General features: G+C 55.9%; 21 protein-coding genes. 7 read left to right on the plus strand and 14 right to left on the minus strand.

Annotation, left to right across the window (positions count from 1 at the left end):
• The first annotated feature begins 32 nt into the window (after positions 1-32).
• Positions 33-1100 (plus strand): branched-chain amino acid aminotransferase, encoded by a 1068-nt coding sequence (locus EJL02_RS08240; RefSeq protein WP_125115928.1) that lies wholly within the window; start codon positions 33-35, stop codon positions 1098-1100.
• A gap of 70 nt (positions 1101-1170) precedes the next feature.
• On the opposite strand, the gene EJL02_RS08245 is transcribed toward EJL02_RS08240, so the two are convergent.
• Positions 1171-1683, minus strand: a complete 513-nt coding sequence (locus EJL02_RS08245) for an SLOG family protein (RefSeq protein WP_125115929.1) — start codon at positions 1681-1683, stop codon at positions 1171-1173.
• Positions 1684-1814: 131 nt separating this feature from the next.
• Here EJL02_RS08245 and EJL02_RS08250 point away from each other — a divergent pair, with 131 nt between their 5' ends.
• The 4 genes from EJL02_RS08250 to EJL02_RS08265 all read left to right on the plus strand — a co-directional run bounded on the left by EJL02_RS08250 (position 1815) and on the right by EJL02_RS08265 (position 5839).
• Positions 1815-2666, plus strand: a complete 852-nt coding sequence (locus tag EJL02_RS08250; protein WP_125115930.1) for a YihY/virulence factor BrkB family protein — start codon at positions 1815-1817, stop codon at positions 2664-2666.
• A gap of 46 nt (positions 2667-2712) precedes the next feature.
• Entirely contained in the window at positions 2713-3339 is a 627-nt protein-coding gene (locus EJL02_RS08255) for a flavodoxin family protein (protein ID WP_125115931.1), read from the plus strand.
• Positions 3340-3576: 237 nt separating this feature from the next.
• Positions 3577-4944, plus strand: coding sequence for a citrate/2-methylcitrate synthase (locus EJL02_RS08260; RefSeq protein WP_125115932.1), 1368 nt, complete (start codon positions 3577-3579; stop codon positions 4942-4944).
• A 28-nt stretch (positions 4945-4972) separates the two neighbouring features.
• Positions 4973-5839 carry an NAD(P)-dependent oxidoreductase gene (locus tag EJL02_RS08265; protein WP_125115933.1) on the plus strand — a complete coding sequence of 289 codons (867 nt, stop codon included), beginning with the start codon at positions 4973-4975 and terminating at the stop codon, positions 5837-5839.
• A 57-nt stretch (positions 5840-5896) separates the two neighbouring features.
• On the opposite strand, the gene dnaJ is transcribed toward EJL02_RS08265, so the two are convergent.
• The 4 genes from dnaJ to hrcA form a co-directional block, all read right to left on the minus strand.
• Positions 5897-7045: a molecular chaperone DnaJ gene (dnaJ, locus tag EJL02_RS08270; RefSeq protein WP_125115934.1), complete on the minus strand. Its 1149-nt coding sequence runs from the start codon at positions 7043-7045 to the stop codon at positions 5897-5899.
• A 76-nt stretch (positions 7046-7121) separates the two neighbouring features.
• Complete coding sequence (gene dnaK, locus EJL02_RS08275) at positions 7122-8972, minus strand: molecular chaperone DnaK (protein ID WP_125115935.1); 1851 nt, start codon at positions 8970-8972, stop codon at positions 7122-7124.
• Between the two features lie 139 nt (positions 8973-9111).
• On the minus strand, positions 9112-9657 hold the full coding sequence (grpE, locus tag EJL02_RS08280) for a nucleotide exchange factor GrpE (protein WP_125115936.1): 546 nt from the start codon (positions 9655-9657) through the stop codon (positions 9112-9114).
• A 30-nt stretch (positions 9658-9687) separates the two neighbouring features.
• Positions 9688-10734, minus strand: a complete 1047-nt coding sequence (hrcA, locus tag EJL02_RS08285; RefSeq protein WP_164510349.1) for a heat-inducible transcriptional repressor HrcA — start codon at positions 10732-10734, stop codon at positions 9688-9690.
• A 291-nt stretch (positions 10735-11025) separates the two neighbouring features.
• Here hrcA and EJL02_RS08290 point away from each other — a divergent pair, with 291 nt between their 5' ends.
• Positions 11026-12045: a Gfo/Idh/MocA family protein gene (locus EJL02_RS08290; protein WP_125115938.1), complete on the plus strand. Its 1020-nt coding sequence runs from the start codon at positions 11026-11028 to the stop codon at positions 12043-12045.
• A 117-nt stretch (positions 12046-12162) separates the two neighbouring features.
• Here EJL02_RS08290 and EJL02_RS08295 read toward each other — a convergent pair whose 3' ends face one another.
• From EJL02_RS08295 to EJL02_RS08310, 4 genes are all read right to left on the minus strand, one after another.
• Positions 12163-13167, minus strand: a complete 1005-nt coding sequence (locus EJL02_RS08295; RefSeq protein ID WP_125115939.1) for a Gfo/Idh/MocA family protein — start codon at positions 13165-13167, stop codon at positions 12163-12165.
• A gap of 258 nt (positions 13168-13425) precedes the next feature.
• Positions 13426-14409 carry an ABC transporter permease gene (locus EJL02_RS08300; protein ID WP_125115940.1) on the minus strand — a complete coding sequence of 328 codons (984 nt, stop codon included), beginning with the start codon at positions 14407-14409 and terminating at the stop codon, positions 13426-13428.
• Positions 14402-15910 carry a sugar ABC transporter ATP-binding protein gene (locus EJL02_RS08305; protein ID WP_125115941.1) on the minus strand — a complete coding sequence of 503 codons (1509 nt, stop codon included), beginning with the start codon at positions 15908-15910 and terminating at the stop codon, positions 14402-14404. The genes EJL02_RS08300 and EJL02_RS08305 overlap by 8 nt, the downstream gene beginning before the upstream one ends.
• A gap of 219 nt (positions 15911-16129) precedes the next feature.
• Positions 16130-17140 (minus strand): sugar ABC transporter substrate-binding protein, encoded by a 1011-nt coding sequence (locus EJL02_RS08310; RefSeq protein WP_125115942.1) that lies wholly within the window; start codon positions 17138-17140, stop codon positions 16130-16132.
• 447 nt (positions 17141-17587) lie between these two features.
• On the opposite strand from EJL02_RS08310, the gene EJL02_RS08315 reads away from it, so the two are divergent.
• Positions 17588-18517: a sugar phosphate isomerase/epimerase family protein gene (locus EJL02_RS08315; protein WP_125115943.1), complete on the plus strand. Its 930-nt coding sequence runs from the start codon at positions 17588-17590 to the stop codon at positions 18515-18517.
• An 83-nt stretch (positions 18518-18600) separates the two neighbouring features.
• Here the strand turns inward: EJL02_RS08315 and EJL02_RS08320 are convergent, their stop codons facing one another.
• From EJL02_RS08320 to EJL02_RS14655, 5 genes are all read right to left on the minus strand, one after another.
• Entirely contained in the window at positions 18601-19200 is a 600-nt protein-coding gene (locus tag EJL02_RS08320) for a cytidylate kinase-like family protein (RefSeq protein ID WP_125115944.1), read from the minus strand.
• Positions 19197-20606, minus strand: a complete 1410-nt coding sequence (locus EJL02_RS08325) for an MATE family efflux transporter (protein ID WP_125115945.1) — start codon at positions 20604-20606, stop codon at positions 19197-19199. Before EJL02_RS08325 ends, EJL02_RS08320 begins: the two co-directional genes overlap by 4 nt.
• A gap of 77 nt (positions 20607-20683) precedes the next feature.
• Entirely contained in the window at positions 20684-20923 is a 240-nt protein-coding gene (locus EJL02_RS08330; RefSeq protein WP_125115946.1) for a hypothetical protein, read from the minus strand.
• A 267-nt stretch (positions 20924-21190) separates the two neighbouring features.
• Entirely contained in the window at positions 21191-21364 is a 174-nt protein-coding gene (locus EJL02_RS14160; protein WP_164510350.1) for a hypothetical protein, read from the minus strand.
• A gap of 29 nt (positions 21365-21393) precedes the next feature.
• The gene (locus tag EJL02_RS14655; RefSeq protein WP_243114433.1) at positions 21394-23340 is read right to left on the minus strand and encodes a glucosaminidase domain-containing protein; all 1947 of its coding nucleotides are present in this window, start codon (positions 23338-23340) and stop codon (positions 21394-21396) included.
• Positions 23341-23892: the final 552 nt, after the last annotated feature.

Raw genomic sequence — 23892 nt, forward strand, 5'->3', positions numbered from 1 at the left:
ACAAAACCAATAAAAGAAAGAGTGAATCCACCATGCTGCAGATCAGAACACAGCTCACAGACCACAAGAAAACCAAGCCGGACGAGAATAGCCTGGGCTTTGGCATTTACTATACCGACCATATGCTGATTATCGATCACGATGAGGAGCAGGGTTGGCATGATGCCCGCATCGTACCGTACGAGCCTCTGTCGATTGATCCTGCGGCGATGGTGCTGCACTATGCGATGGAGTCCTTCGAGGGCATGAAGGCATACCGTACGCCGGACGGCTCGATCCAGCTGTTCCGCCCGGACAAGAACGCCCAGCGTATGATCAACACCAACCATCGTATGTGCCTGCCCAGCCTGCCGGTAGAGGATTTCGTGCAGGCCGTCAAGGCGCTGGTATCGGTGGAAAAGGATTGGGTGCCGCATCAGCCGGGCACCAGCCTGTACATCCGTCCGTTTGTCATTGCGACTGAGCCGCACCTCGGCGTGCGTCCGTCCAAGACCCATCAGTTCATCATCATCTGCTCGCCGGTCGGCGCGTATTACTCCACCGGCATCAACCCGGTCAAGATCTTCGTTGAGGATGAGTACACCCGTGCTTGCCCCGGCGGTACCGGCTTTACCAAGTGCGGCGGCAACTACGCGGCCAGCCTGATTTCGCAGGTCAAGGCGCACGAGCTGGGCTATGAGCAGACCCTGTGGCTGGACGGCGTGGAGCACAAGTATGTCGAAGAGGTTGGCTCGATGAACTGCTTCTTCAAGATCGACGGCACGGTTTACACCGCTCCCTGCATCGGTACGGTTCTGCCGGGCGTCACCCGCATGAGCTGCATCGACCTGCTCAAGCACTGGGGCATTCCGGTATCCGAAGAGCGCCTGCCGATCGTGGACGTGATGCAGGCTTCCAAGGACGGCAAGCTGGAAGAGGTGTTCGGCACGGGCACGGCGGCGGTTATCTCTCCGGTAGGCGAGCTGCGCTATGAGGGCGATGTGGCCTACATCAACAACGGCGAGATCGGCCCGATCACCCACAAGCTGTATGACACGCTGACCGGCATCCAGTGGGGCACCCAGCCGGACGAGCTGGGCTGGACGGTCAAGGTAGACTGATCGAACGGTTTTTCAGCAAAAGCAAACTCCCTTCGACGCGTCAAGCGCCGAAGGGAGTTTTTGTGTTCCGTCAAAAAAGCTGCATCTGGCAGCCTGCCAGGTTGACGATCCGCAGTCCGCTTTGCTCCGCCATGCGGACGGTCTGCGCCGTACCGCCCGGCTTGCCGTCGAAATAGCAGATGAGCAGGGAAGAGGCGTCCACCATAAAGCGGTTGCGCGCGGCGTAGCAGCCGGTATAGTAGTCGCGGGACAGCGCGAAAACGCGGTCCGCCGCGAGCAGGCAGTGGTTGAAGCGACGCTTCCAGTCGAGGGTGTAGCGCTCGGCCTGCTGGTCAAACGGGACGGCGCAGAACAGCTGCACAGGCAGCGATGCGCGGGCGCGCAGCACGGCTTCGGCCGCCCATAGGTCGAAGCCGGTGGACATGCCGGAGAAAAAGACCGTGTAGCCTTGCGCCGCGGCATCTGCAATCGCGCAGTCGAGCGCGGACAGCAGCGCATCGGCTCGCGGATCGTTCGCCGCAAACGGCATTTTTTCGGCACGGTACCCGGAAAAACAACAGGTCACGGCACGATCGGTCGGCATTCGCCTCACCTCCAATCAGAACAAATGTTCTATTATGGACAGTATACCGCTTTCTGCGGCAAAACGCAAGTTGTAAATGGGAAAAAAAGCTGGTACAATAATAAAAACTGCGGCGGAAAGAGGAGGGTGCCATGAACGGACAAAACCGATTTTTCTATTTGGTCAAACGCATGGTTTACCGATACTTTTCGGATGGCATTCCGCAGGCGGCGGCAGAATTGTCGTATTTCCTGCTGTTTTCCATTTTCCCGCTGCTGATTTTTCTCAATGCGCTTTTGGCGCGCCTGAACCTGTCGCTGGAAGGCATTCAGCCTGTGCTGGAAATGCTGCCCAAGAGCTTGCAGCAGCTGATCGTTTCCTATCTGGACCAGCTTGCGGCAACGCCGCCGGTCAGTCCCATGCTGATCGGCATCGGCCTGACGCTGTATTTCCTTTCACGCGCGGTACGCTCGATGATGCGCACGGTTAATGACATCTACCATGTCGAGGTGGCGCGCGGCATGATCCGGGATGTGCTGATTTCGTTTGGCATCACGGCGGGATTTTTGGTATCGGTCGTGTGCAGCTTCGTGCTGGTCGTTGCGGGCAAGGCGCTGATCCGCCTGCTGCCGCGCGTGGCGCCCATTCCGCAGCCGGTGCTCAACATGACCCATGACGCCAGCTTTTGGGTGATGATCCCGTTCATTTTCGTGTTTCTGATGCTGTTTAACCGCGTCGTACCCAACCTGCATCTCAAGTTCCGGGAGGTGTGGCCGGGCGCGCTGTTTTCGCTCGTGGCATGGCTGCTGGTTTCGTGGGGATTTTCGTTTTATGTGGACAATATGGCGCGTTATTCCGTGCTGTATGGTTCGCTGGGCGCCATCATCGTGCTGATGCTGTGGCTGTATATCGTCAGTATGATCCTGCTGATGGGGCCGCAGCTCAACCATACGCTGGTGGTTATGCGGCTGTACCGGCTGGAAAACCAAAAGCATATTGATTAACAAGCTGCATCCGGATGCCGGATGAAAAAAGAGGAGGACAAGAAAAATGAAAGTTGTAGCGATCAATGGTTCGCCGCGCAAGGGCGGCAACTGTGCGCAGATGCTCGACGTGCTGGGCAAGGTGCTCGAGCAGGAGGGCATCGAGTTTGAGGTATGCCAGCCGGGCGCCAAGGTGCATCCGTGCATGGCCTGCTACCACTGCCTGAACAACAACACGCTGCGCTGCGTGCAGAACGATGACGGCGTCAATGAGATCATCGAAAAGTGCATCGCGGCGGACGGCATCGTGCTGGCCTCGCCGGTTTACCACGGCGGCATTGCGGGCAGCATGAAGTGCGTGATGGACCGCATCATGCTTGCGGCCTGCTGCGGCGAAAATCAGTTCCACCACAAGGTGGGCGCGGCGCTCTGCACCCTGCGCCGTTCGGGCGGCATGGAGACCTATCAGCAGCTGCTCGGCTTGATGGACGCGATGGAGATGGTGCTGGTCACCTCGGATTATTGGAATGCGGTGCATGGCGCGGAAATCGGCGAGTGCAAGCAGGATATCGAGGGCGTGGAAGTCATCGAAAAGCTGGGCCGCAACATTGCGTGGATGCTCAAGGTGATCGACAAGGCCGGGATCGAGCCCCCGGAAACCCATCCCCGCACCATGTTCAATTACATCCGCTGAAACAGCAGGAAAGGCACCTTGGGTGCCTTTCTTTTTATCGCGGATTGCACGGAAATGGGATGCATTTTTTGAGTAAATTGTCCAATATATACCCAAAAATTGCAAGACTGTCGCTTTTTTTCTGTGAAAATTCACAAATTATTAACAGGATATTACCGAATTGTCATTGAAGCCTTGCGCTTTTCCAGATACAATATATACATGGGATAGTATATGCTGGAAAGGGATGGATACTATATGACGGCAGAACACGATATTTTGCAGGTCACGCCGCGGGTGGAAGCACTGGCGTCGCTGTGCGCCAGACATGACCACATTGATGCAGCGTTGTATAAGGAATACGACGTCAAGCGCGGTCTGCGTGACCTGAACGGAGAAGGCGTCCTCGCGGGACTGACCAATATATCGGATATCATCTCCAAAAAAGAGGTGGACGGTAAGCTGGTTCCCTGTGACGGTGAGCTGTATTATCGCGGCATCAAGATCAACGATCTGGTGCAGGGGTTCATTCGGGATGGCCGCAAGGGTTACGAGGAAGTGGCGTATTTGCTGCTGTTCGGTGAGCTGCCGGACGCCAAACGGCTGAGCGATTTCAAAAGCCTGCTGGCGCAGGGCCGTACGCTGCCGACCAATTTCACGCGTGACGTCATCATGAAAGCGCCGACGCATGACATGATGAACAGCCTTTCGCGCAGCGTGCTGACGCTGGCGTCTTATGACAACAAAGCGGACGAGATTACGCTGCCCAATGTGCTGCGGCAGTGCCTGATGCTGATTTCGGTGTTCCCGATGCTCGCGGTTTACTCGTATCATGCCTATAATTACTATGAGCGCGGCGAAAGCATGTATATTCATTATCCGTCGGACAGCCTGTCCACGGCATCCAATTTTCTGCGCATGCTGCGGCCGGATATGAAATATACGCCGCTGGAAGCGAGCGTGCTCGATCTGGCGCTCGTGCTGCATATGGAGCATGGCGGCGGCAACAACTCTTCGTTCACCACCCATGTGGTCACCTCGTCGGGTACGGATACCTATTCCGCGATTTCGGCGGCGCTTGGCTCGCTCAAGGGCCCCAAGCACGGCGGCGCGAACTATAAGGTTGTGCAGATGTTCGAGGATATGAAAAAGAACGTTACGGATACAACCGATGAGGAAGCGGTTGCGGATTATCTGGGCCGACTGCTGCGCCGGGAAGCGTTTGACCGTAAAGGCCTGATCTACGGTTTGGGCCATGCGGTTTACTCGATCTCCGATCCCCGTGCCGAGGTGTTCAAGTCCTTCGTCGGACAGCTGGCGCACGAGAAGGGCAGGGATGCGGATTTTGCGCTGTATTCGCTGGTTGCGCGGCTGGCGCCCGAGGTGATCGCGCATGAGCGCCATATTTACAAGGGCGTTTCGGCGAACGTCGATTTTTATTCAGGCTTCGTGTATTCCATGCTGGGGCTGCCGCCCGAGCTGTACACGCCTGTGTTTGCCATTGCGCGTATCGTGGGCTGGAGCGCGCATCGACTGGAAGAGCTGGTCAATACGGACAAGATCATCCGTCCGGCGTACCGCTGCGTACAGCCGGCAACCGCATATATTTCGCTTAAGGATCGTTGATTTTTGATTTGGGATAGGAGGAAGAACAATGAAATCGATCGGATTTATCGGCGTTGGTGTGATGGGGCGTTCCATGGTGAAAAACCTGCTCAAAGCAGGCTATGAAGTGGCGATTTATTCGCGTACCAAATCCAAGCTGGCGGATTTTCTGGCGGAAAACGATGTCACTTGGTGCGATTCGGCTGCGGCGTGTGCCGTTGGCCGGGATGCAGTGATCACGATGGTAGGATACCCGAAGGATGTCGAGCAGGTGTATTTCGGACAGGAGGGCATTCTTGCCGCCGCGCAGCCGGGTACCTATCTGATTGACATGACGACGACCGACCCGAAATTGTCCGTGCGCATTTATGAAGAGGGCAAGGCGAGCGGTCTGCACACGCTGGATGCGCCGGTTTCCGGCGGCGATACGGGTGCGAAAAACGGCACGCTGTCCATCATGGTCGGCGGCGACGAGGCGGATTTTCAGGCCTGCTTGCCGCTGTTTGAGGCCATGGGCAAGCAGATCGTGTATGAAGGCCCGGCAGGTGCAGGCCAGCACACCAAGATGGCCAACCAGATCGCGATTGCGGGTACGATTGCCGGCGTCAGCGAAGCGCTGGCCTATGCCGAGCGGGCTGGGCTGGATACGCAGAAGATGCTCGACAGCATTTCCAAGGGTGCGGCCGGCTCGTGGCAGATGGAGAACCTGATGCCCAAGATGATGCGAGAGGATTATGCGCCCGGCTTTTTCCTCAAGCACTTTATCAAGGACATGAAAATCGCGCAGGGGCAGGGCTTTGGCTCGCTGCCCGTGCTCGAGCGGGTCTGCACGATGTATGGCGACCTCGAAGCCGAGGGCATGGGCGATCTGGGCACGCAGGCGCTTATCCGCTACTATCGCGGCACGGACAAGTAACGAAAAAAACATAAAACAAGACCCGGAACGATTTCGTTCCGGGTCTTATTATGTGATTTAGTCGAGGTCCAGTGCGTTTTTGACTTTATCCCAAAAGCCCTTGCGCTTGCTCTGGTTTTCGTCGGTAGACAGTTCTTCAAACTCACGCAGCAGTTTCTTCTGCTTTTCGGACAGATTGCGCGGCACTTCGATGCTGACGCGGACATACTGGTCGCCGCGGCCGCGGCCGTTTACGTTCTGGATGCCCTTGCCCTTCATGCGGAACACTGTGCCGGTCTGTGTGCCTTCCGGTACCTTGTATTCCACGCGGCCGTCGATGGTCGGCACTTGCAGCGTGTCGCCCAAAGCCGCCTGCGTGAAGGAAATCGGGATATCGACGTAGACGTCCTGTCCTTCGCGGGTGAAGATCGGATGCGGACGGATGGAGATCGTCACAAACAGATCGCCCGCCGGGCCGCCGTTGACGCCGGCATTGCCCTGCCCACGCTGTTGGATGGACTGGCCTTCGTCGATACCGGCCGGGATGTTGACCTTGAACTTGCGCGTCTTGCGCACGCGGCCCGCACCGCCGCACTTGGGGCACGGCTTTTTGATGATCTTGCCGGTGCCGCGGCAGTTCGGGCAGGCGCCCTGCGTCTGGAACATGCCCAGCGGCGTGCGCTGGGTCTGCGTTACCACACCGGTACCGCGGCAGTTGGGGCAGGTTTCTGCGCTCGTGCCCTTGGCCGCGCCCGTGCCGCCGCATGCGTCACAGGATTCGATGCGGTTGACCGAGATCTCCTTTTCACAGCCGAAAGCCGCTTCCTCAAACGAGAGGATGATATTCTGCCGGATGGACTCGCCGCGCTGCGGTGCATTGCGGCGCGAACTGCGGCTGCCGCCAAAACCGCCGCCGAAGAACGAGCCGAACAGGTCGCCGAGGTCGCCCATGTCAAAGCCGCCGAAGCCGCCGGCGCCTGCGCCGCCGCCATAGCTCGGATCGACGCCTGCAAAGCCGAACTGGTCGTATTTCGCGCGCTTGTCTTTATCGGACAGCACTTCATACGCCTCGTTGACTTCCTTGAACTTGTCGGCAGCCTCCGGATTATCTTTATTCAGATCGGGGTGGTATTTACGGGCAAGACGGCGGTAAGCCTTTTTCAGCTCTTCCTCGCTCGCGCCTTTTTGTACGCCCAGCACCTCGTAATAGTCTCTTTTATCAGCCATTGTGATCCCTCAAATAACGGAAAATAGCATGCCGCAGGGCGGAACGGAACCCGTTCCGCCCCACGCGGCATGGAAATTACTTATTCTGATCGTCGTCCTTGACTTCGGTGAAGTCCGCGTCAACGAAATCGCCCTGCGCGCCGCCCTGTGCGCCTGCACCCGGCTGGCCGCCCATGTTGGCGCCGCCCTGCGGTGCCTGCTGCTGATAGATCTTGCCGGCCAGATCGCTGAACTTCTTGGAGAGGTTGTCGGTGGCCATCTTGATCATATCGGTATCCGTGCCCTTGAGCGCTTCCTTGACCTTGTCGATCTCAGCCTGTACGCCGCTCTTTTCGTCCGCGGTCAGCTTATCGCCCAGATCGGTCAGTGCCTTCTCAGACTGGAAGACCAGCTGCTCCGCGTTGTTGCGGATCTCAACGGCTTCCTTGTTCTTCTTATCCTGCTCGGCGTACTGCTCGGCTTCGTGCATTGCCTTGTCGATCTCTTCCTGGCTGAGGTTGGTCGATGCGGTGATGGTGATCTTCTGCTCCTTACCGGTGCCCAGATCCTTCGCCGATACGTTTACGATGCCGTTGGCGTCGATATCGAAGGTAACTTCGATCTGCGGTACGCCGCGCGGCGCCGGCGCGATGCCGTCGAGGGTGAAGCGGCCGAGGGTCTTGTTGCCCGCTGCCATCTCGCGCTCGCCCTGCAGGACGTGAATCTCAACGGACGGCTGGTTGTCGGCCGCGGTCGAGAAGATCTGGCTCTTCTTGGTCGGGATGGTGGTGTTGCGGTCGATCAGCTTGGTGCATACGCCGCCGAGGGTCTCAATGCCCAGGCTCAGCGGGGTAACGTCGAGCAGCAGGACGTCCTTGACTTCGCCGCCAAGTACGCCGCCCTGAATGGATGCGCCGATGGCAACACATTCATCCGGGTTGATGCCCTTGAAGCCTTCCTTACCGGTGATGTTCTTTACTGCTTCCTGTACCGCCGGGATACGGGTGGAACCGCCGACCAGCAGGACCTTGGACAGGTCGGACGCGGTCAGGCCGGCATCCGACATCGCCTGACGAACCGGGCCCATGGTGCGCTCGACCAGATCTGCGGTCAGTTCGTTGAACTTTGCGCGGGTCAGCGTCAGCTCGAGGTGCTTCGGGCCGGTGGCGTCCGCGGTGATATACGGCTGGTTGATCGAGGTCTGCGCCATGCCGGACAGCTCGATCTTGGCCTTTTCTGCCGCTTCCTTCAGGCGCTGCATAGCCATCTTGTCATTCGACAGGTCGATGCCGTTGGACTTCTTGAACTCAGAAACCATCCAGTCGATGATGCGCTGGTCGAAGTCATCGCCGCCGAGGTGCGTATCGCCTGCGGTGGACAGTACTTCCAGTACGCCTTCGCCGATATCCAGAATGGAGACATCGAACGTGCCGCCGCCGAGGTCGTAAACCATGATCTTCTGCTCGGCTTCTTTATCGACGCCGTAAGCCAGTGCCGCTGCGGTCGGCTCGTTGATGATACGCAGGACTTCCAGACCCGCGATCTTGCCGGCGTCCTTGGTCGCCTGACGCTGAGAGTCGGAGAAGTAAGCCGGAACCGTGATGACCGCCTGGGTGACCGGCTGGCCGAGGTAAGCTTCTGCGTCCGCCTTCAGCTTCTGCAGGATCATTGCGGAGATCTCCTGCGGGGAATAGGGCTTGCCGTCGATGTTGACGCGGTAATCCGAGCCCATGTGACGCTTGATAGAGATAATCGTGCGATCCGCGTTGGTGACGGCCTGACGCTTTGCGACCTGACCGACCATGCGCTCGCCGTCCTTGGAGAACGCAACAACAGACGGGGTCGTGCGTGCGCCTTCCGCGTTGGGGATGACGACCGACTCGCCGCCTTCCATAACGGCTACGCAGGAATTGGTTGTACCTAAGTCGATACCGATGATTTTGCCCATGATTGATAGCACTCCTTTATATGATTCAGATGCTTTATTACACTATTTTCGCGCTGTTGGGCGCGCATTTATCCGGAAATTTCTCACCTGAGAAATTTCCATAAAAACCGGGAGCGTCTCTCGATTTTTATTCCTCGTTTTAGTTGGCAACCTTGACCATCGCGTGGCGGATGACCTTGTCGCCGATCTGGAAGCCCTGCTGGAACACCTCGGCGATGACGTTTTCGCCCAAGCTGTCGTCCTCCACATGCATCACAGCGTTGTGGAAGTTGGGATCGAAGCCGGTGCCTGCGGACGCCTCGATGATCGTGACGTTTAAGCCCTTGAGGCTTTCGACCAGCTGGGTCATGGTCATTTCCACGCCCTTTTTGTATTCCATGTCCGCGGTTTCCGCCTTGATCGCGCGCTCCAGATTGTCGTAAGTCGGCAAGAGCGCCTTGACCGCGTGGCTGACCGCGTCATTATACGACTGCTCGCGTTCGCGTTGGCTGCGCTTGCGGAAGTTGTCATATTCCGCCGCCATGCGCAGGTAACGGTCGTTGAGTTCGTCAAACTTGGCCTTCCAGTCCTCAGCGGGCTGTGCGGCAGGCTGTTCCGTTCCCGTTTGTTCGGCAGCGGTTTCGGCTGCCTGCTCCGCTGCTGCCTGTTCGGTTTCGGCGGTTTCGGGCTGTTTCTTTTTGCTCATATTGATTTGATGCCTCCATTTGCAAGGAAATCAATGATTCCCGTCTTTTTCATCCAAAAAGGTTTCCGCGATCAGCTTGTTCAGGCCCTTGGCAAAGCGGCTGAGCTGTGCGGACAGCTTGGCGTAATCCATGCGGGTCGGTCCGACAATGCCGATGGCGCCCTGACCGATGTGGCCGATATCATATTTTGCGTAAATCGCTGAGGTTTCACGCAGAGGATTGGCCCCGTTTTCCGGTCCGATGAAGAACTGGATACCATCGATCTTGCGGGTGGCCGGCAGCAGATGCTTGCGGTCATCCTCCATGTAATCGAGCAGCGCCTGCGCTTTGTGCAGGTCGCGGTACTCGGGGAAGCGCAGCAGCTTGTTGGTGCCTTCGAGAAAGACTTTTTGGTCGCTCAGCTCTTCGATCAGTTCCGCGATGTATTCGGCAACCGGCGCGAGCAGCGCGGAAAGACCGGCGGCGCGGCGCACGATATCGAAACGCTCTGCGGTAATGTGGCTGAGCGGCAGGCCGGTCAATGTCTGGTTGAGCACATAGGTGAGCAGCTCGGTTTCCTCTTTGGAAACGTCCGCCATCGTGCGCACCATCTTGTTTTTGACCGTGCCCGAATCGGTAACCACCACAATGACAAAGTTCATTTTGTCCACTGCGATGATCTCAAACTGCCGGATGGAGATTTGCGTCAGCGCAGGGGTGATGGCAACGGATGCGTAATTGGTCAGGCTGGAAATCAGCTTGCCCGCCTCTTGGATCAGACGGTCCAGCTCCCGCACCTTGGTCTGCATCATGGACTGAAGCGGTGGATCGTCGTCGCCGGTATCCGCCGGCTGCTCCATCAGTTCATCCACATACAGGCGGTAACCCTGCGGAGAGGGAATCCGGCCGGCAGAGGTGTGCGGTTTTTCCAGATAGCCCATTTCCTCCAGTTCGCTCATTTCGTTGCGAATGGTGGCGGAGGAAAAGGGGAGGGAATGACCTTCCGTCAGTGCCTTGGAGCCGACCGGTTCGGCTGTGCGGATATAATCGCCGATGATGGCTTTGAGGATTTGCTTTTTTCGCTCGGAAAGTTCCACCGAACCCGACTCCTTTCTATTGAGTTTAGCACTCATCCTTCCTGAGTGCTAAACTAAATTTACCACCGTATAGCTGCAAAGTCAAGTGCCGTTTATGAATATTTTGTTAAATGATGTTCCGGTTGTTGTCACACCCGGGGACAGAGTGCCAAATCCACACGGAACAGCGGGAAATTGCGGCCTGTTTGCTTGCTTTTCGCGCGGTAAAATGATATGATAATGCATGGAGAAAAGCGGCAGTCGGCCGTGTGAGAGAGAAATATATTCTCAGAAAAGAAGGAGACAAATCACATGAAAGAAGTAAAAACAGGTATCGTTGGCCTGGGCCGTTTGGGCGCTGTGCATGCGGAAAATCTGGCTTTTAAGATTCCGGGCTGCCGTTTGGTTGCTGCGTGCTCGCTGGAGCAGAAGGAGCTGGACTGGGCGAAGGATTATCTCAAGGTCGATTATGTAACGACAGATTATAAGAAGATGGTGGACGAAGCGGATATCGAAGCCGTGGTCATCGTTTCTTCGTCTCCTGAGCATTGCTGGATGATCGAGTACGCGCTCGACGCCGGCAAGCATGTGTTCACGGATAAGCCGCTGGGCTGCTCGCTGGAAGAGTGCAAGCGCGCCGAGGCCGCTGTTGAGCGTCACCCGGACAAGGTGTTCTTCCTGGGCTTCATGCGCCGCTATGACCCGTCCTACGCTGATGCCAAGGCCAAGATCGATGCCGGTCAGATCGGCAAGCCGTATCTGGTCAAGGCGACCGGTCTGGATCCGGAGGCGCTGGTCGAGAGCTGCATCAAGTTCTCCAAGACCTCGGGCGGCATCTTTATCGATGCGGCGTCGCACGACATCGACCTGATGCGCTGGTTCCTCGGCGGCGAGGTGACCGAAGTTTATGCGGCGGGCACGACGTTCAAGCATCCGGAATTTGCGGAGAACGGCGATACCGAGACCGGTATGGCGATGCTCAAGTTTGACAACGGTACGGTTGCTTTCTTGCACGTCGGCCGTACGGCGCCGCATGGTTACCATACCGAGACTGAGATCGTTGCGACCGATGGTCACATCCGCGTGGCCGGTGTGCCGTGGAAGGATCGCGTGATGGTATACGACCAGTACGGCGCGCGTCAGGAGATCGTCGAGAACTTCCCGCAGCGTTTTGCGGAAGCGTATCTGCTGGAAATGGTGGACTTCATCGATTGCATCCAGAAGGACCGCAAGCCCGAGCTGACCGTTTATGACGGCACCAAGGCAACGGTGGTTACCTATGCGATCACGGATTCGTTCCATACCGGCAAGGCGGTCAAGGTCGAATATTGATGCGTTTCTGACCATCCTTTATAGAAGAATCAAAACAGCCTCGCGCGGGATGCGCGGGGCTGTTTGCGTTTATCCTGTGAAAAAAGCCGCCTGAAAGGGCGGCTTTTTTGTCAGCACTTATTTGTACATGGCGGGCTTTTCCATCATTTCAATCGGCAGGAACTGGCCGGTGCCGCGCGAGCGGTTGAGGGCATCCGCAGCCACGCAGGCCGCGTAGCCATCCCACGCAGACGGGCCGGTCGGGCCGCCGGCGGCCAGCGACTTGACCCATTCGGTCAGCTCGATGTCGTAAGCTTCGATGAAGCGATCCTTCCAGTCGGTCAGGATGGGGAAGGAGCGGGTCGCATTGGCGCGCTTGACAACGGCGTACGGGTCGGGCAGATTGACCGTGCCCTTTTCGCAGACGACCTGGCATTGGATGTCGTAACCATAGGCGTCGGCAACCTGTACCTCGACGTCGATTCGTGCGCCCGACTGGGTTTCCAGAAGAACGATCTGCGGGTTGTCATAGCCCTTGGTCGAGCAGGCAGACTGGCGTACCTTGAGCACCTGTCCGTTTGCGTATTCATCGGACAGCAGCCAGCGGCAAATGTCCAGCTCGTGGATGGCGACGTTGGATACGCCCATTTCGGTTTGGAAGCCGTCCGGCTGGGAGACGTTGCGGTGGCAGGCGTGGATCATCAGCGGCGCGCCCAGCTCGCCGGAGTCGATGATGCGCTTCATCTCGGCGTAACCGCGGTCATAACGGCGCATGAAACCAACCTGCACCAGACGCTTGCCCTGTGCCAGCTCGGCTTCAATGATCTTCTCGCAGTCGGCAGCGTTCTGTGCCAGCGGCTTTTCGCAGAATACAAATTTGCCGTGCTTGAGGCATTCCAGCACATAGCCTGCGTGGCTTGGGTCGGACGAGGCGATCAGCACAGCCTGCACTTCCGGCGCTGCGATCAGTTCTTCGCCGGACGGATAGGCGCGCAGACCTTCATACTGCGCTGCGGTTTTGCGCGCGGCTTCCTCAAAATAATCGGCACAGGCAACAACTTGACAGCCGGGCACCAGATCGTGCAGACGGCGGATGTGGTCGCGGCCGATGGCACCGCAGCCGATTACACCAATATTCAGCATATGTAATCTCTCCTTTGTGATGGGTGAAACAGCTGATGGATCAGTCTGCATTTGCTGCGGGAAAGAGCACTCGCGAACAAGCAGCTAAACCAACTTTTGATATCATTATTTTCGCATAGTTTGGATGAGGATGCAAGAGAAGGGGGACAATCTTTCGCAAAAAAACATGAGGGAAAAGAGGGGGGACAATGATCATACTTGTAATGGAAAAAGGCTGCCGCGGAGCGACAGCCTTTTCCGATGTATTGCAATGAGTGATTACTTTGCAGCCAGACGGCGAGCCTTAGCTTCCATACGCTCACGGGTAACGTCGAGCAGTACGGCGCCGATGATAACCAGGCCGAGGATCGAGTTCTGCATTGCAGAGTCGATGGACAGCAGGGTGAAGCCGTTACGCAGGGTCTGGATGATCAGAGCGCCGAGCATGGTGCCGAGCATGGTGCCCTTGCCGCCCATGAACGAAGCGCCGCCGATGATGCAGGATGCGATAGCGTCGGTATCGTACGGCTGGATTGCGTTAACGCCGTTGCAGATACCGGAACGACCGATCGAAACCAGACCAGCCAGAGCAGCCATCAAACCGGAAATCACATAGCAGAAGGTCAGAACGTTTGCGGAGTTGATACCGGACAGGCGGGTTGCTTCCGGGTTGCCGCCTGCGCAGTAGATCGAGCGGCCCAGCGAAGTGCGGGTCAGCAGAACGTGCATAATGATGTAGATGATGATAACCATTACGAAGCTGACCGGGAAGCTGCCGATCGAAGCGGAGCCCAGCCACATAACGCCGTTCAAACCGGAGAAGGAAACCATCTGAGAACCGGTTACGATCAGACCTGCGCCCCAAAGTACGTTCTTCATACCGAGGGTAGAAACGAAGGGGTGGGGCAGGTGCAGGCGGGTCAGCAGGGTGCCGTTGATCCAGCCGATCAGGACGCCAGCTACGATGATGACAACGATCAGAACAAAGGAGTTATTAACGCCCTTGTTGACCATCATACCGGCAAGACATGCACAGAAGGTCGCGTTCGCGCCTACGGACAGGTCGATACCGGCGGTAATCAGGCAGAGCAACATACCAACAGACAGCAGGCAGTTGAACGAAGACTGACGCAGGATGGACATGAAGTTGGAAAACGTCAAGAAGTTACGCGAAAAAATGGTGAAAATAATGCAAAGGATCAGCAGTGCGCCGAACGTGCCAGCATAAGTCATCAAATTACTGGACTTTTTCGATTTAGTCATCTAATTTACCTCCCCAAGCTGCCTTCATAAGGTCTTCCTGATTGAAATGTTTGCTGTCGCGGTCTACGTCGGCCATGACCTCGCCGCCGCGCATGACGATGACGCGGTCGCTCATGCCGAGGATCTCCGGCATTTCAGAGGAGACCATGATAACGCACTTGCCCTGTTTGACAAGGTCGTTCATGACGTTGTAAACCTCAACCTTTGCGCCGACGTCGATACCACGGGTCGGCTCGTCGAAAATGAAGATATCGGCATCCGTGTTGACCCACTTACCGATAACAACCTTCTGCTGGTTACCACCGGACAGCTGGCCGACGATTTCATCGATCGACGGGGTTTTGATGCGCAGGGAAGCAATATTCTTTTCGCCGGCTTCCAGAATGCGCTTTTCATTCAGGAACGGGCCATCGCTGAAGCCCTTCATGTTTGCAAGGATCAGGTTGGTACGAATGCTCTGCGCCAGAACCAGGCCCTGGCCTTTACGGTCTTCGGTCAGGAACGCAATGCCTGCCTTGATGGCCTGACTCGGGGATTTGATCTGTACTTCCTTGCCCTTGATGATGATTTTACCGCTGTCAAGCGGATCCGCACCGAAAATCGCACGCATGGTCTCGGTACGGCCTGCGCCAACCAGACCGGCAAAGCCGAGGATCTGTCCGCCGTATGCTTCAAACGAAACATCGCGAAGCACGCCGGCTTCCATCAGATGCTCCGCCTGGAGCATCGGCTCAGCGCTCTTGGTGCCGAATTCCTTCGGGAACTGGTTGTCCAGCGAACGGCCAACCATTGCGGTGATCAACGAATCGTTATCCCATTCGTCGATCGGTTTGGTGGAAATGTACTCGCCGTCACGGATAACGGTGACGCGGTCGCACAGCTCAAACAGTTCTTCGAGCTTATGCGAAACAAAGACAATGCCGATGCCGCGCGATTTCAGTTCGCGGCAAGTCTTCATGAGCTGTTCTACTTCTTTTTCGCCCAAAGACGAGGTCGGCTCGTCCATAATAATCATTTTTGCGTTGATCAGAACTGCCTTTGCAATTTCGATCATCTGCTGTACGCCCATACCAAAGTTACCTGCGGGTTTGGTCGGGTCAACATCCTGACCAAGGGAAGCCATAACTTCCTTGGCCTTCTTGTGCATGGCCGAATAGTCAAGCAGGCCACCTTTGCCTTTGATCCACTTGTTGATAAAGATGTTATCTGTAATGCTCAGAAGTTTTTCAATATTCAGTTCCTGATATACACAGGCAATGCCGGCGGCTGCGGAATCGTTCGGATTCTTGAAATGCTGCTCTACACCGTCAACAAAAATCTGGCCCTCGTCTGCCTGGTGCACGCCGGTCAACACCTTGATCAGGGTTGACTTGCCCGCGCCGTTCTCACCGATCAGACCCAGGATCTCACCGGGTTTGACAGCGAGCTGCATGTTTTTCAGAGCCACTACGCCCGGAAAACGCTTAGTTGCGTTTTTCAGCTCTACTACGTATTCACTCATTTGCATATCACCTTTTCTTCTCCGAGATGAAGTGCGGGACATAAGGAAACTGGTCTCGGTACAGTTGCAGGACAAAGTTTTTCAGCAAAAGCCAAGCACTTTGTCTCAGTCTCGCGGGTGGGGGTCGGTAACTGGAAAGAACCCCTGCACTGATTATTCAATCCTTGCAGGGGTTCCTCCCTTTTACTTAAAACTTACCTACAAGAGCGGCTCGCAAAATTACTCGCCCAGATAGCCCTTCAGGGTGTCCAGACGCTCCTGAGCGTTGTCCTTGGTAACAACAGAGCAGCCAGAGTCAACGAACTCAGCCGGGGTCTCACCGTTCAGAGCTGCAACAGCAGTCTCAACAGCCTTGTAGCCCATATCGTAAGCTTCCTGTGCAACGGACATGGTCTCTTCGCCGTTCAGGATCGCGGTGCAAGCGGACTGGATGCCGTCGAAGCCAACGAAGATGGTGTTGGCATAAGCGGAGTTGCTCTTCGCAGCGCGGGCAGCTGCCATTGCCATATCGTCGTTGTTGCAGACGATGATAGCGATGCCTTCCGGATGGTTCTGCATGATAGCTTCCATGGAGTTAGCAGCCTTGTCAGCAACAGCGTCAGCATACTGGATTTCGTCAGCAAGGAAGGTGCCGCCGGCCTCTTCGATGCCCTTCTGGTAACCGGTCAGACGAGCGGTAGCGGTGCCGTCGCCCTGTACACCGGAGATCGCGATCGCCTTGATCTCGGTCCAGCCAGCAGCCTGAGCAGCCTTAACAGCCTCTTCGCCGCCCATAGCAGCCGCTTCTTCGTTACCGGTGCCTACGAAGGACAGAACTTCCGGTGCATCGATATCGGTATCAACCGCGATGATCGGAGCTTCCTGACCAGCGATCAGGGTCTTAACCAGATCAGCCTGCAGCGGAGCGATAACGAAAGCGTCATACGCACCGGAGCTCAGGTCGGTCTCGATCATGTTCTGCTGCTCGTCGTAAGCGGTCTCAGAGGAAGCGCCCTTAACCTCAACCTTAACGTCCGGGTTATCAGCCATGTACGCTTCAGCGCCTGCCTTAACGTAGCCCCAGTATTCGGAAGCCGTGGTCTTCAGGATGACGTCAACGGAGTAGCCCTCGCCGGAGGACTCGCCACCGCTCTCGCCGTTGCTAGCGGTGTCATCAGTGGTGCCGCCGCAAGCTGCGAGGCCAGCGCACATTGCGCCTGCGAGTAACATTGCCAGTAGTCTCTTCTTCATGATAAAACCTCTCTCCTTTTTTCGCGCAGGGGGCAGATGCCATCCGGAGGATTCCGGTCCGCTGTAAAAAGAAAAGATCCTTTTGCAGCATCTCGGCTTATGCTCTCTGCTCTGAGTGTTGTCCTGCCCTATGCAGGACACTGGAACGCTCCAACGTTCTGGTAATATTTTAATGCATCTGTGGTGCTTTGACAAGAGTTTGTTGTCATTTTTGTCGGTAATAGCGAGTTCGTTACGGGTTGCTTTGTGCAGGTTCACAAAGAATGGTTTTGCAAACCGAAAACAACGGGTGTGCATTGTGCAAAAATATGCTTTATGGGCACATTTCATGAGGAAGTGGTGGGAAAAACACGTCTGATTTGGGCATATTTTGGAGATATCTCTTGCGGGTGAAGGTTACAGTGTGGTAAAATTACAGCAAATCTAAGTGGAGAGAAGGAATACCGCATGAAGCTGGCAATCAAGACCTGTACACTGGATATGCCGTATGAAAAAATGCTGGACTTTTGCGTAGAGCAGCGCATCGCGGCGATCGAGATCGGAACCGGCAACTGGTCGGGGGCGCCGCATTGTGATCTGGACTTGCTCGTCAGCGACCGGACAGCGCGGGAGCAGTGGTACGACGCGATGCGCGCGCGTGGGCTGGAGTTGTGCGCGCTCAACTGCTCGGGCAATCCGCTCGCCTATGAGAAGGAAATGGATGTCACCAAAAAAACATTTGCGCTGGCGCAGATGCTGGGTGTGAAGAAAATCGTTATGATGAGCGGTCTGCCGGCCGGCTGCAAAGGGGATAAGACGCCGGTGTGGATCACGACTTCGTGGCCGCCCGAGACGCAGGAGATCCTGGACTATCAGTGGAACGAGGTTGCGATCCCCGCGTGGAAAGAGATCGTGAAAATGGCACAAGACTGCGGGATTGAGAAAATTGCGCTGGAAAACCACGGCATGCAGCTGGTGTACAATCCGGAGACCTGCCTGCGGCTGCGCGAGGCGGTCGGGCCGATGGTCGGCATGAACCTCGACCCGTCGCACTTGTTCTGGATGGGCGGCGACCCGATCGAGGCGGCGCGCGTGCTGGGCGAGCATGGCGCGATCTATCATGTGCATGGCAAGGATTCCCGCCCGGAGCGCCGGTACTGGCAGCCGAACGGCATGCTGGACACCAAGCCGATCGACGCGTTTGCCAAGCGTGCGTGGAATTACGTCGCGGTCGGCGCGGGGCATGACGCAAAGTGGTGGAAGGAATTCTTCTCGGTGGTGCGCATGTCGGGCTATGACGATGAGATTTCTCTGGAAATGGAGGATCTGACGCTGTCCATGCTGGACGGCCATCTGGCAAGCCTGCGCGTTCTGCGGGAAGCGCTCAATATTGATTGACCGGCCGCAGAAGCGGTTTTATGAGACTTATGTGAAAAAGTCGAAGCGGGGAGAGGCACGTCCCCGCTTCGGCTTTTTTCGGTTCAGATACAGTAGGACTCGTATGCGCGGACGATCAGCTGCACGCAGGTTTCCAGACCGAGCACGCCGCTGTCCAGTGCGAGATGACAGTTGCGCACGTCGCCCCATTCGTAGTCTGTGTAAAACTTGTAGTAAGCGGCTCGGCGCTTGTCCTTGTCTTTCAGCCGCTTCACGGGTGCGTCCTGCGTTTCCCCGTACAGACGGACGATACGGTCGGCTCGTTTGTCCATGGCCGCATGAATGAACACCTTCAGACAGTTTGCGGTGTCCTTGAGGATGTAGTCTGCACAGCGTCCGACGATCACACAGGCTCCTTGCTGGGCCAGATCCAGGATCACGCGCTTTTGAATTGTCCACAGGTAGTCCTGTGTGGAGATCCCCTGCATGGAATGGTCGGAAAACGCGTTGACCAGCCAGCTGCGGTGCGAGGTGTATTCCCCCTTTTCCTGCACAAATTCTTTGGTGAAGCCGCTTTTTTCGGCGATGCGCTCGATCAGTTCCTGATCGTAACAGGGGATGCCGAGCGTCTGCGCGGTCATCTTGCCGATGGTACGGCCGCCGCTGCCGAATTCACGGCTGATGGTGATGATTTTGTGTTTCATCGGATTACCTCCTTGTTTTCCCGCAGGGTTTGATAGGTGGACCGGATCATCAGGATAGCGATGAGGAAGGTCAGGATATCGGATACCGGCATGGAGTATAACACGCCGTCCAGACCGAAAAAGAGAGGCAGCAGCAGGGCAAACCCTACGCCGAACAGCACTTCACGGATCATGGATAACACCGTGGATGCCAGGGCTTTGCCCAGGGACTGCAAATAGATAAAGGTGCCTTTGTTGACGCATGCGAAGATCATCATGCACAGATAGATGCGGAAGGATTTCATGGCGAAGTCGGTGTAATAGGCGCTTTCGTTGGCAGCACCGAAGATTGAGATAAGCTGATGCGGGAAACATTCTACAATCACCAGCGCCACCGCGCCTACGGCGGCTTCCGCCAGCAGCAGATGGGTGAACAGGCTGCGGGCACGGTCCTTGTGGCCGGCACCGATGTTGTATCCGACGATCGGGATACATCCCGCTGCCATGCCGACGGCGATGGAAATGACGATCTGGAAAAACTTCATGACAATGCCGACGACTGCCATCGGGATCTGTGCATACTGGGTCTGGCCGAAAATAGGGTCAAGTGCGCCGTATTGCCGGATCATGTTGTTGATTGCGGCCATTGCGGCGACCAGGGAAATCTGTGACAGCAGACTGCAAATGCCCAGCGGAAGGAATTTTGCGATCAGGATGCGGTTGAGGGCAAAGCTGCTTTTTTGCAGGGCGGCCGCCTTCATGTGCCGCAAATACCAGATGGCGAGGATGGCTGTCAGGATCTGCCCCAGAACAGTGGCGACGGCCGCGCCCATCATGCCCCACTGGAAGGCGAAGATAAAGACCGGGTCAAGGATGATGTTGACGACGGCGCCGGCGAGTGTGGACGCCATGGCGAATTTCGGGCTGCCGTCCGAACGGATGATCGGGTTCATCGCTTGTCCGAACATATAGAACGGAATGCCGAGCGAGATATAAAAGAAATATTCCTTGGAATACCGGAAGGTGTCCTCGTTGACCCGGCCGCCGAACATGGTCAGGATCGGCTCCTGAAAGATCAGATAGAGGGCGGTCAGGATCAGGCTGCCTGCGACGCATAAAAGGATGGCGTTGCCGATACTCCTGTGGGCGTTTTCCTTTTCGTTTGCACCCAGACAAATGCTGACGAAGGCGCAGCAGCCGTCGCCGATCAGCACGGCGATGGCGAGCGCGACTACGGTCAACGGGAACACGACGGTGTTCGCGGCGTTGCCGTAAGAGCCGAGATAATCGGCGTTGGCAATGAAGATCTGATCGACAATATTATATAGGGCCGCAACGAGCAGGGAAATGATGCAGGGCACGGCGTATTTGCCCATCAGCTTTCCAATGGGCTCAGTTTCCAGAAAGGTATTTGATTTTTGCTCCATTTTGTTCTTTGCCTCCAACAAAAACGTGTAGCCAATGCTGGATTTATGCCATTGGCTACACGCGTTCGATCGATATTTTATTGCAGATAGTCGCCCACCGGGCTTTGATTGTATTGCTTGATGATTTTCAGAATGATGGACCCATCCGGCTGGCTGGTCTGTTCGACGATTTTGTACTGGGTATGGTTGCGGTCAAGCTGGGCTTTATAGTGGACAACTTCTTCGTTGACCAACCGAACGGCATAATCATGTCCCACATCTTCCTTGAGCTGGAAATGCAACGTTTGGCAAATACAGGCCGCTTTGATTCTCTTCATACTTTCGCTCCTTTATACTGCAAATATGGTGTAGAAAAATAAAAAACGTGCAGCATCAACCGGATTTACGCCGATGAGCTACACGTTGTAACTATATTATAGAAAAGATGCGAGGGGATTGCAAAGGCAGTTTTGAACAAATTTTGCGAAAGTCTGTGATTGTGCGGCGGACAAAATTCTTATGGTAAGAGGTTCTATAAGGCGTCGTTTGGGTCCGGCGCAGGACGAAAAAGTGCTGCCGAAGCCGACGGCAGCACTTTATTGTTTTTATTCCTCCTGATGCAGCAGCTGTTCAGCGTAGCCTTGCAGCTCGGCCTGCGAGTGGAAGCAGTCGCCGTGTTCGATGATTTTGCGGCGGATGCGGTCAGGCAGCCGGTCGAAATAGGCATGCGCGGAACGGTTGATTGCCAGCATTTCGGTCAGGTTGTGATACCGGTTCATGTAGTTTCACCTCACAGTCAGTATGCCCGTCAGCAGGCGAGGATATTCTCGAGAATGTTGAGGATCTTGACGCCGTAATCCGCCCCGGCGGCCCAACCGTACCCCTGCGGATTTTCCTGAATACCGAGATATTGCACGGTGGGTGCGGCGCCGCGCGTGACGAGCGAAAAGCGCGGGTCGATCACCGGATTGTTCAGCGGGGATTTGTTGGCATAGGCTTTGAGATGCTGCACCTGCGCGCGGATGCCCAGCTGCGGCGTGTCAAACGAAGCGCCCAGCATGCCGTTGTCCAGCACGCCAAGGCCGCAGAAATTGTTCTGCTCGAGCTTGACCGCGCTGTCCTTGAAGGTGAAGTTGCCGGTTTCCAGACAGGACTGCGCAAACGCGAGGTCACCGCGGATGCCTTCGGTCTGACCTTCGGACAGATAATAGGGGATCATATCGATGACCGACTGCGCTACATTGGGGTTGACCTTTTTGATATAGGTCTGCATCTGCTGCGCGGTCGCTTGTGCCGTGCCGGCAATGTTTGTATAGGTAAAATACTTGTCGATGGTTGTCGTACGGACATTATAATAGGAAGCGCCGGGGCGCATGACCTGCGTCAAAAGCAGGGTAGAGCCGGGATGGGTGTCGATCAGGCGGTATTCGTCGAGCGAGCGCAGCGCGCTGCCCTTGGCAAAATCAAACACAGCCCATTGCCCGTTGACATAAACGACGTTCCATGCGGCGGACCAGCTTTGCGCCAGAAAAGCGGGGATGCCCGCTTCGGCAAACATCCAGTCGGCAGCCGCCGCCAGCGAAAGCGCGCTGACGCTGCCGTTTTTGCCGTATGCCTTCACCCAGGATGCGCTGCCGCCGGTGCGGAACTGGCTTTGCAGCAAGGTATAAATGTAAGAGACACGCTCAGTATCGGTTTTCAGCGCGGACAGCTTGGCCATGTCGGCGGAAAAGTATTGCTTTGCCGCGGTGACATCCGCAGCGGTCGCGCCGCCGGTCAGCGTGTAGGTATCGGTCAGCGAAGGGCGGCTGCGCGCATTGCGCGAATAGCCGTTGGAGACCGTGACGCTGCTGACGGAAGCGGGTTTTGCGCCGAGATACGCGGACGCCATGGCCTGAAAATCGGCTTGCAGCGCAGACTTGTCCGGATTGTCAAACAGGTCGGCATCGGCAAGTGCAGTCAGGCTGCGGGCATATTGCGGCGTCGCGGCGGCGCTGGTATTGGTCAGCGCGGCGGTGAGCTTGTCCGCCCAATACAGATTGCTGCGATACAGATTGTTTGCAGAGGATGCGTAAACGGGTGCATCCTTAACCGCGCGAAGCTGGCTCACCAGTGCGCGCCAATCCGCGTTGGACTGTCCGGTGATCACCGGCGCATACCGGCCGGCGGCGGAAGCGAAGGAAGAGGCCGGTAAAACGCGCAGGTTGTTGGCAAGATCGTTCATGGCCGCCGACCAGGTGGTTTCCGCAGCGTAAGGGTAGGCGGCATAGGCCGTGATGCGTTTGTTATCGTAATTATAGGCAACCCCGAAATCCGCCAGTTCGCCCAAAGCGCGCAGCCCAATATAGTTATTGCCTTTGATATTATAGACGGTCGGCGTAATGCGGGAACCGTTCAGATAAAGTGTCTGACGGGTCTCCACAGCGGTGGCAGAAGTGGTGGCGGTATTCTGGATAACGCCGCTCTCTCCGGAAACGGGAATATAGGATGCACTTGGATCGATGTGGACAGCGTTGGTTGCTTCCTCATATGTAACCCCGAAATCCAGCAGGCGTCCCAGATCGCGCAGCTTGAAGTAGGTGTTGCCGTTTATATTATAGATCGTTGGATCGGCGGAACGTCCCGCCGTATCCGAAAGCGAAGTGCTGACATAAAAAGTCTGGCCACCGGATGCAGCGGGCAGCGCAGTCACCGCGGATGCCGAACAAGTCAAAGCGGCAATGCTGAAAGCGGTAAAAATCAAGCGTTTGAGCATAAAGTCCTCCCATGTGGAAATAATAGGATTGCGGATGCCATCCTATAAAGATATAGAGTGGCAGCATTATACCATGGAAAACGCAAGGATACAAATGCAGTATATGGAGGAAAGGGGAAAATAAAAAATTTGTAGAAAAATATGTTGACAAAGGTCGGTGAGGGTAGTATACTAATCAAGCTGCTTCCGAGAGGGGCGGCGCGATCGAAAAGAGTTTGAAAAGAGTCGAAAAAACTTCTTGACAAAAGCTTTTCGGTTTGGTACACTAGATGAGCTGCTTCTGAGAGAGGCGGCGCGGGTCGAAAAAGTTTGAAAAGAAAAGAAAAAACTTCTTGACAAACTGCTTCGAATCTGATATACTAAATAAGATGTCACCGAGAACGGTAAAGGGCTTCGAAAAGTCCTGAAAACTCTCTGTTTCAGCGGATTGTACCTTGTAAATTAAACAACGAGAAAGCTTAACTTGGTTTTATATCAAGTGTAGTGCGAACCTGAAATTCTAAGAGTTTTTTACTCTTGGTAAATCGCTGGAAGTCGGAACTCCAGTAAAAA

This window comes from Agathobaculum sp. Marseille-P7918 (assembly GCF_900625105.1).
Classification (GTDB): Bacteria; Bacillota; Clostridia; order Oscillospirales; family Butyricicoccaceae; genus Agathobaculum.

What these genes read in the sequence shown, in the direction of transcription:
- EJL02_RS08320 (WP_125115944.1), bottom strand. Translation starts at nt 19,200, where the DNA reads ATGAAACACAAAATCATCACCATCAGCCGTGAATTCGGCAGCGGCGGC.
- EJL02_RS08250 (WP_125115930.1), top strand. Translation starts at nt 1,815, where the DNA reads ATGAACGGACAAAACCGATTTTTCTATTTGGTCAAACGCATGGTTTAC.
- EJL02_RS08290 (WP_125115938.1), top strand. Translation starts at nt 11,026, where the DNA reads ATGAAAGAAGTAAAAACAGGTATCGTTGGCCTGGGCCGTTTGGGCGCT.
- grpE (WP_125115936.1), bottom strand. Translation starts at nt 9,657, where the DNA reads ATGAGCAAAAAGAAACAGCCCGAAACCGCCGAAACCGAACAGGCAGCA.
- EJL02_RS14655 (WP_243114433.1), bottom strand. Translation starts at nt 23,340, where the DNA reads ATGCTCAAACGCTTGATTTTTACCGCTTTCAGCATTGCCGCTTTGACT.
- EJL02_RS14160 (WP_164510350.1), bottom strand. Translation starts at nt 21,364, where the DNA reads ATGAACCGGTATCACAACCTGACCGAAATGCTGGCAATCAACCGTTCC.
- EJL02_RS08255 (WP_125115931.1), top strand. Translation starts at nt 2,713, where the DNA reads ATGAAAGTTGTAGCGATCAATGGTTCGCCGCGCAAGGGCGGCAACTGT.
- EJL02_RS08260 (WP_125115932.1), top strand. Translation starts at nt 3,577, where the DNA reads ATGACGGCAGAACACGATATTTTGCAGGTCACGCCGCGGGTGGAAGCA.
- EJL02_RS08315 (WP_125115943.1), top strand. Translation starts at nt 17,588, where the DNA reads ATGAAGCTGGCAATCAAGACCTGTACACTGGATATGCCGTATGAAAAA.
- EJL02_RS08245 (WP_125115929.1), bottom strand. Translation starts at nt 1,683, where the DNA reads ATGCCGACCGATCGTGCCGTGACCTGTTGTTTTTCCGGGTACCGTGCC.
- EJL02_RS08305 (WP_125115941.1), bottom strand. Translation starts at nt 15,910, where the DNA reads ATGAGTGAATACGTAGTAGAGCTGAAAAACGCAACTAAGCGTTTTCCG.
- EJL02_RS08265 (WP_125115933.1), top strand. Translation starts at nt 4,973, where the DNA reads ATGAAATCGATCGGATTTATCGGCGTTGGTGTGATGGGGCGTTCCATG.
- EJL02_RS08310 (WP_125115942.1), bottom strand. Translation starts at nt 17,140, where the DNA reads ATGAAGAAGAGACTACTGGCAATGTTACTCGCAGGCGCAATGTGCGCT.
- EJL02_RS08330 (WP_125115946.1), bottom strand. Translation starts at nt 20,923, where the DNA reads ATGAAGAGAATCAAAGCGGCCTGTATTTGCCAAACGTTGCATTTCCAG.
- EJL02_RS08295 (WP_125115939.1), bottom strand. Translation starts at nt 13,167, where the DNA reads ATGCTGAATATTGGTGTAATCGGCTGCGGTGCCATCGGCCGCGACCAC.
- EJL02_RS08325 (WP_125115945.1), bottom strand. Translation starts at nt 20,606, where the DNA reads ATGGAGCAAAAATCAAATACCTTTCTGGAAACTGAGCCCATTGGAAAG.
- EJL02_RS08300 (WP_125115940.1), bottom strand. Translation starts at nt 14,409, where the DNA reads ATGACTAAATCGAAAAAGTCCAGTAATTTGATGACTTATGCTGGCACG.
- dnaK (WP_125115935.1), bottom strand. Translation starts at nt 8,972, where the DNA reads ATGGGCAAAATCATCGGTATCGACTTAGGTACAACCAATTCCTGCGTA.
- EJL02_RS08240 (WP_125115928.1), top strand. Translation starts at nt 33, where the DNA reads ATGCTGCAGATCAGAACACAGCTCACAGACCACAAGAAAACCAAGCCG.
- dnaJ (WP_125115934.1), bottom strand. Translation starts at nt 7,045, where the DNA reads ATGGCTGATAAAAGAGACTATTACGAGGTGCTGGGCGTACAAAAAGGC.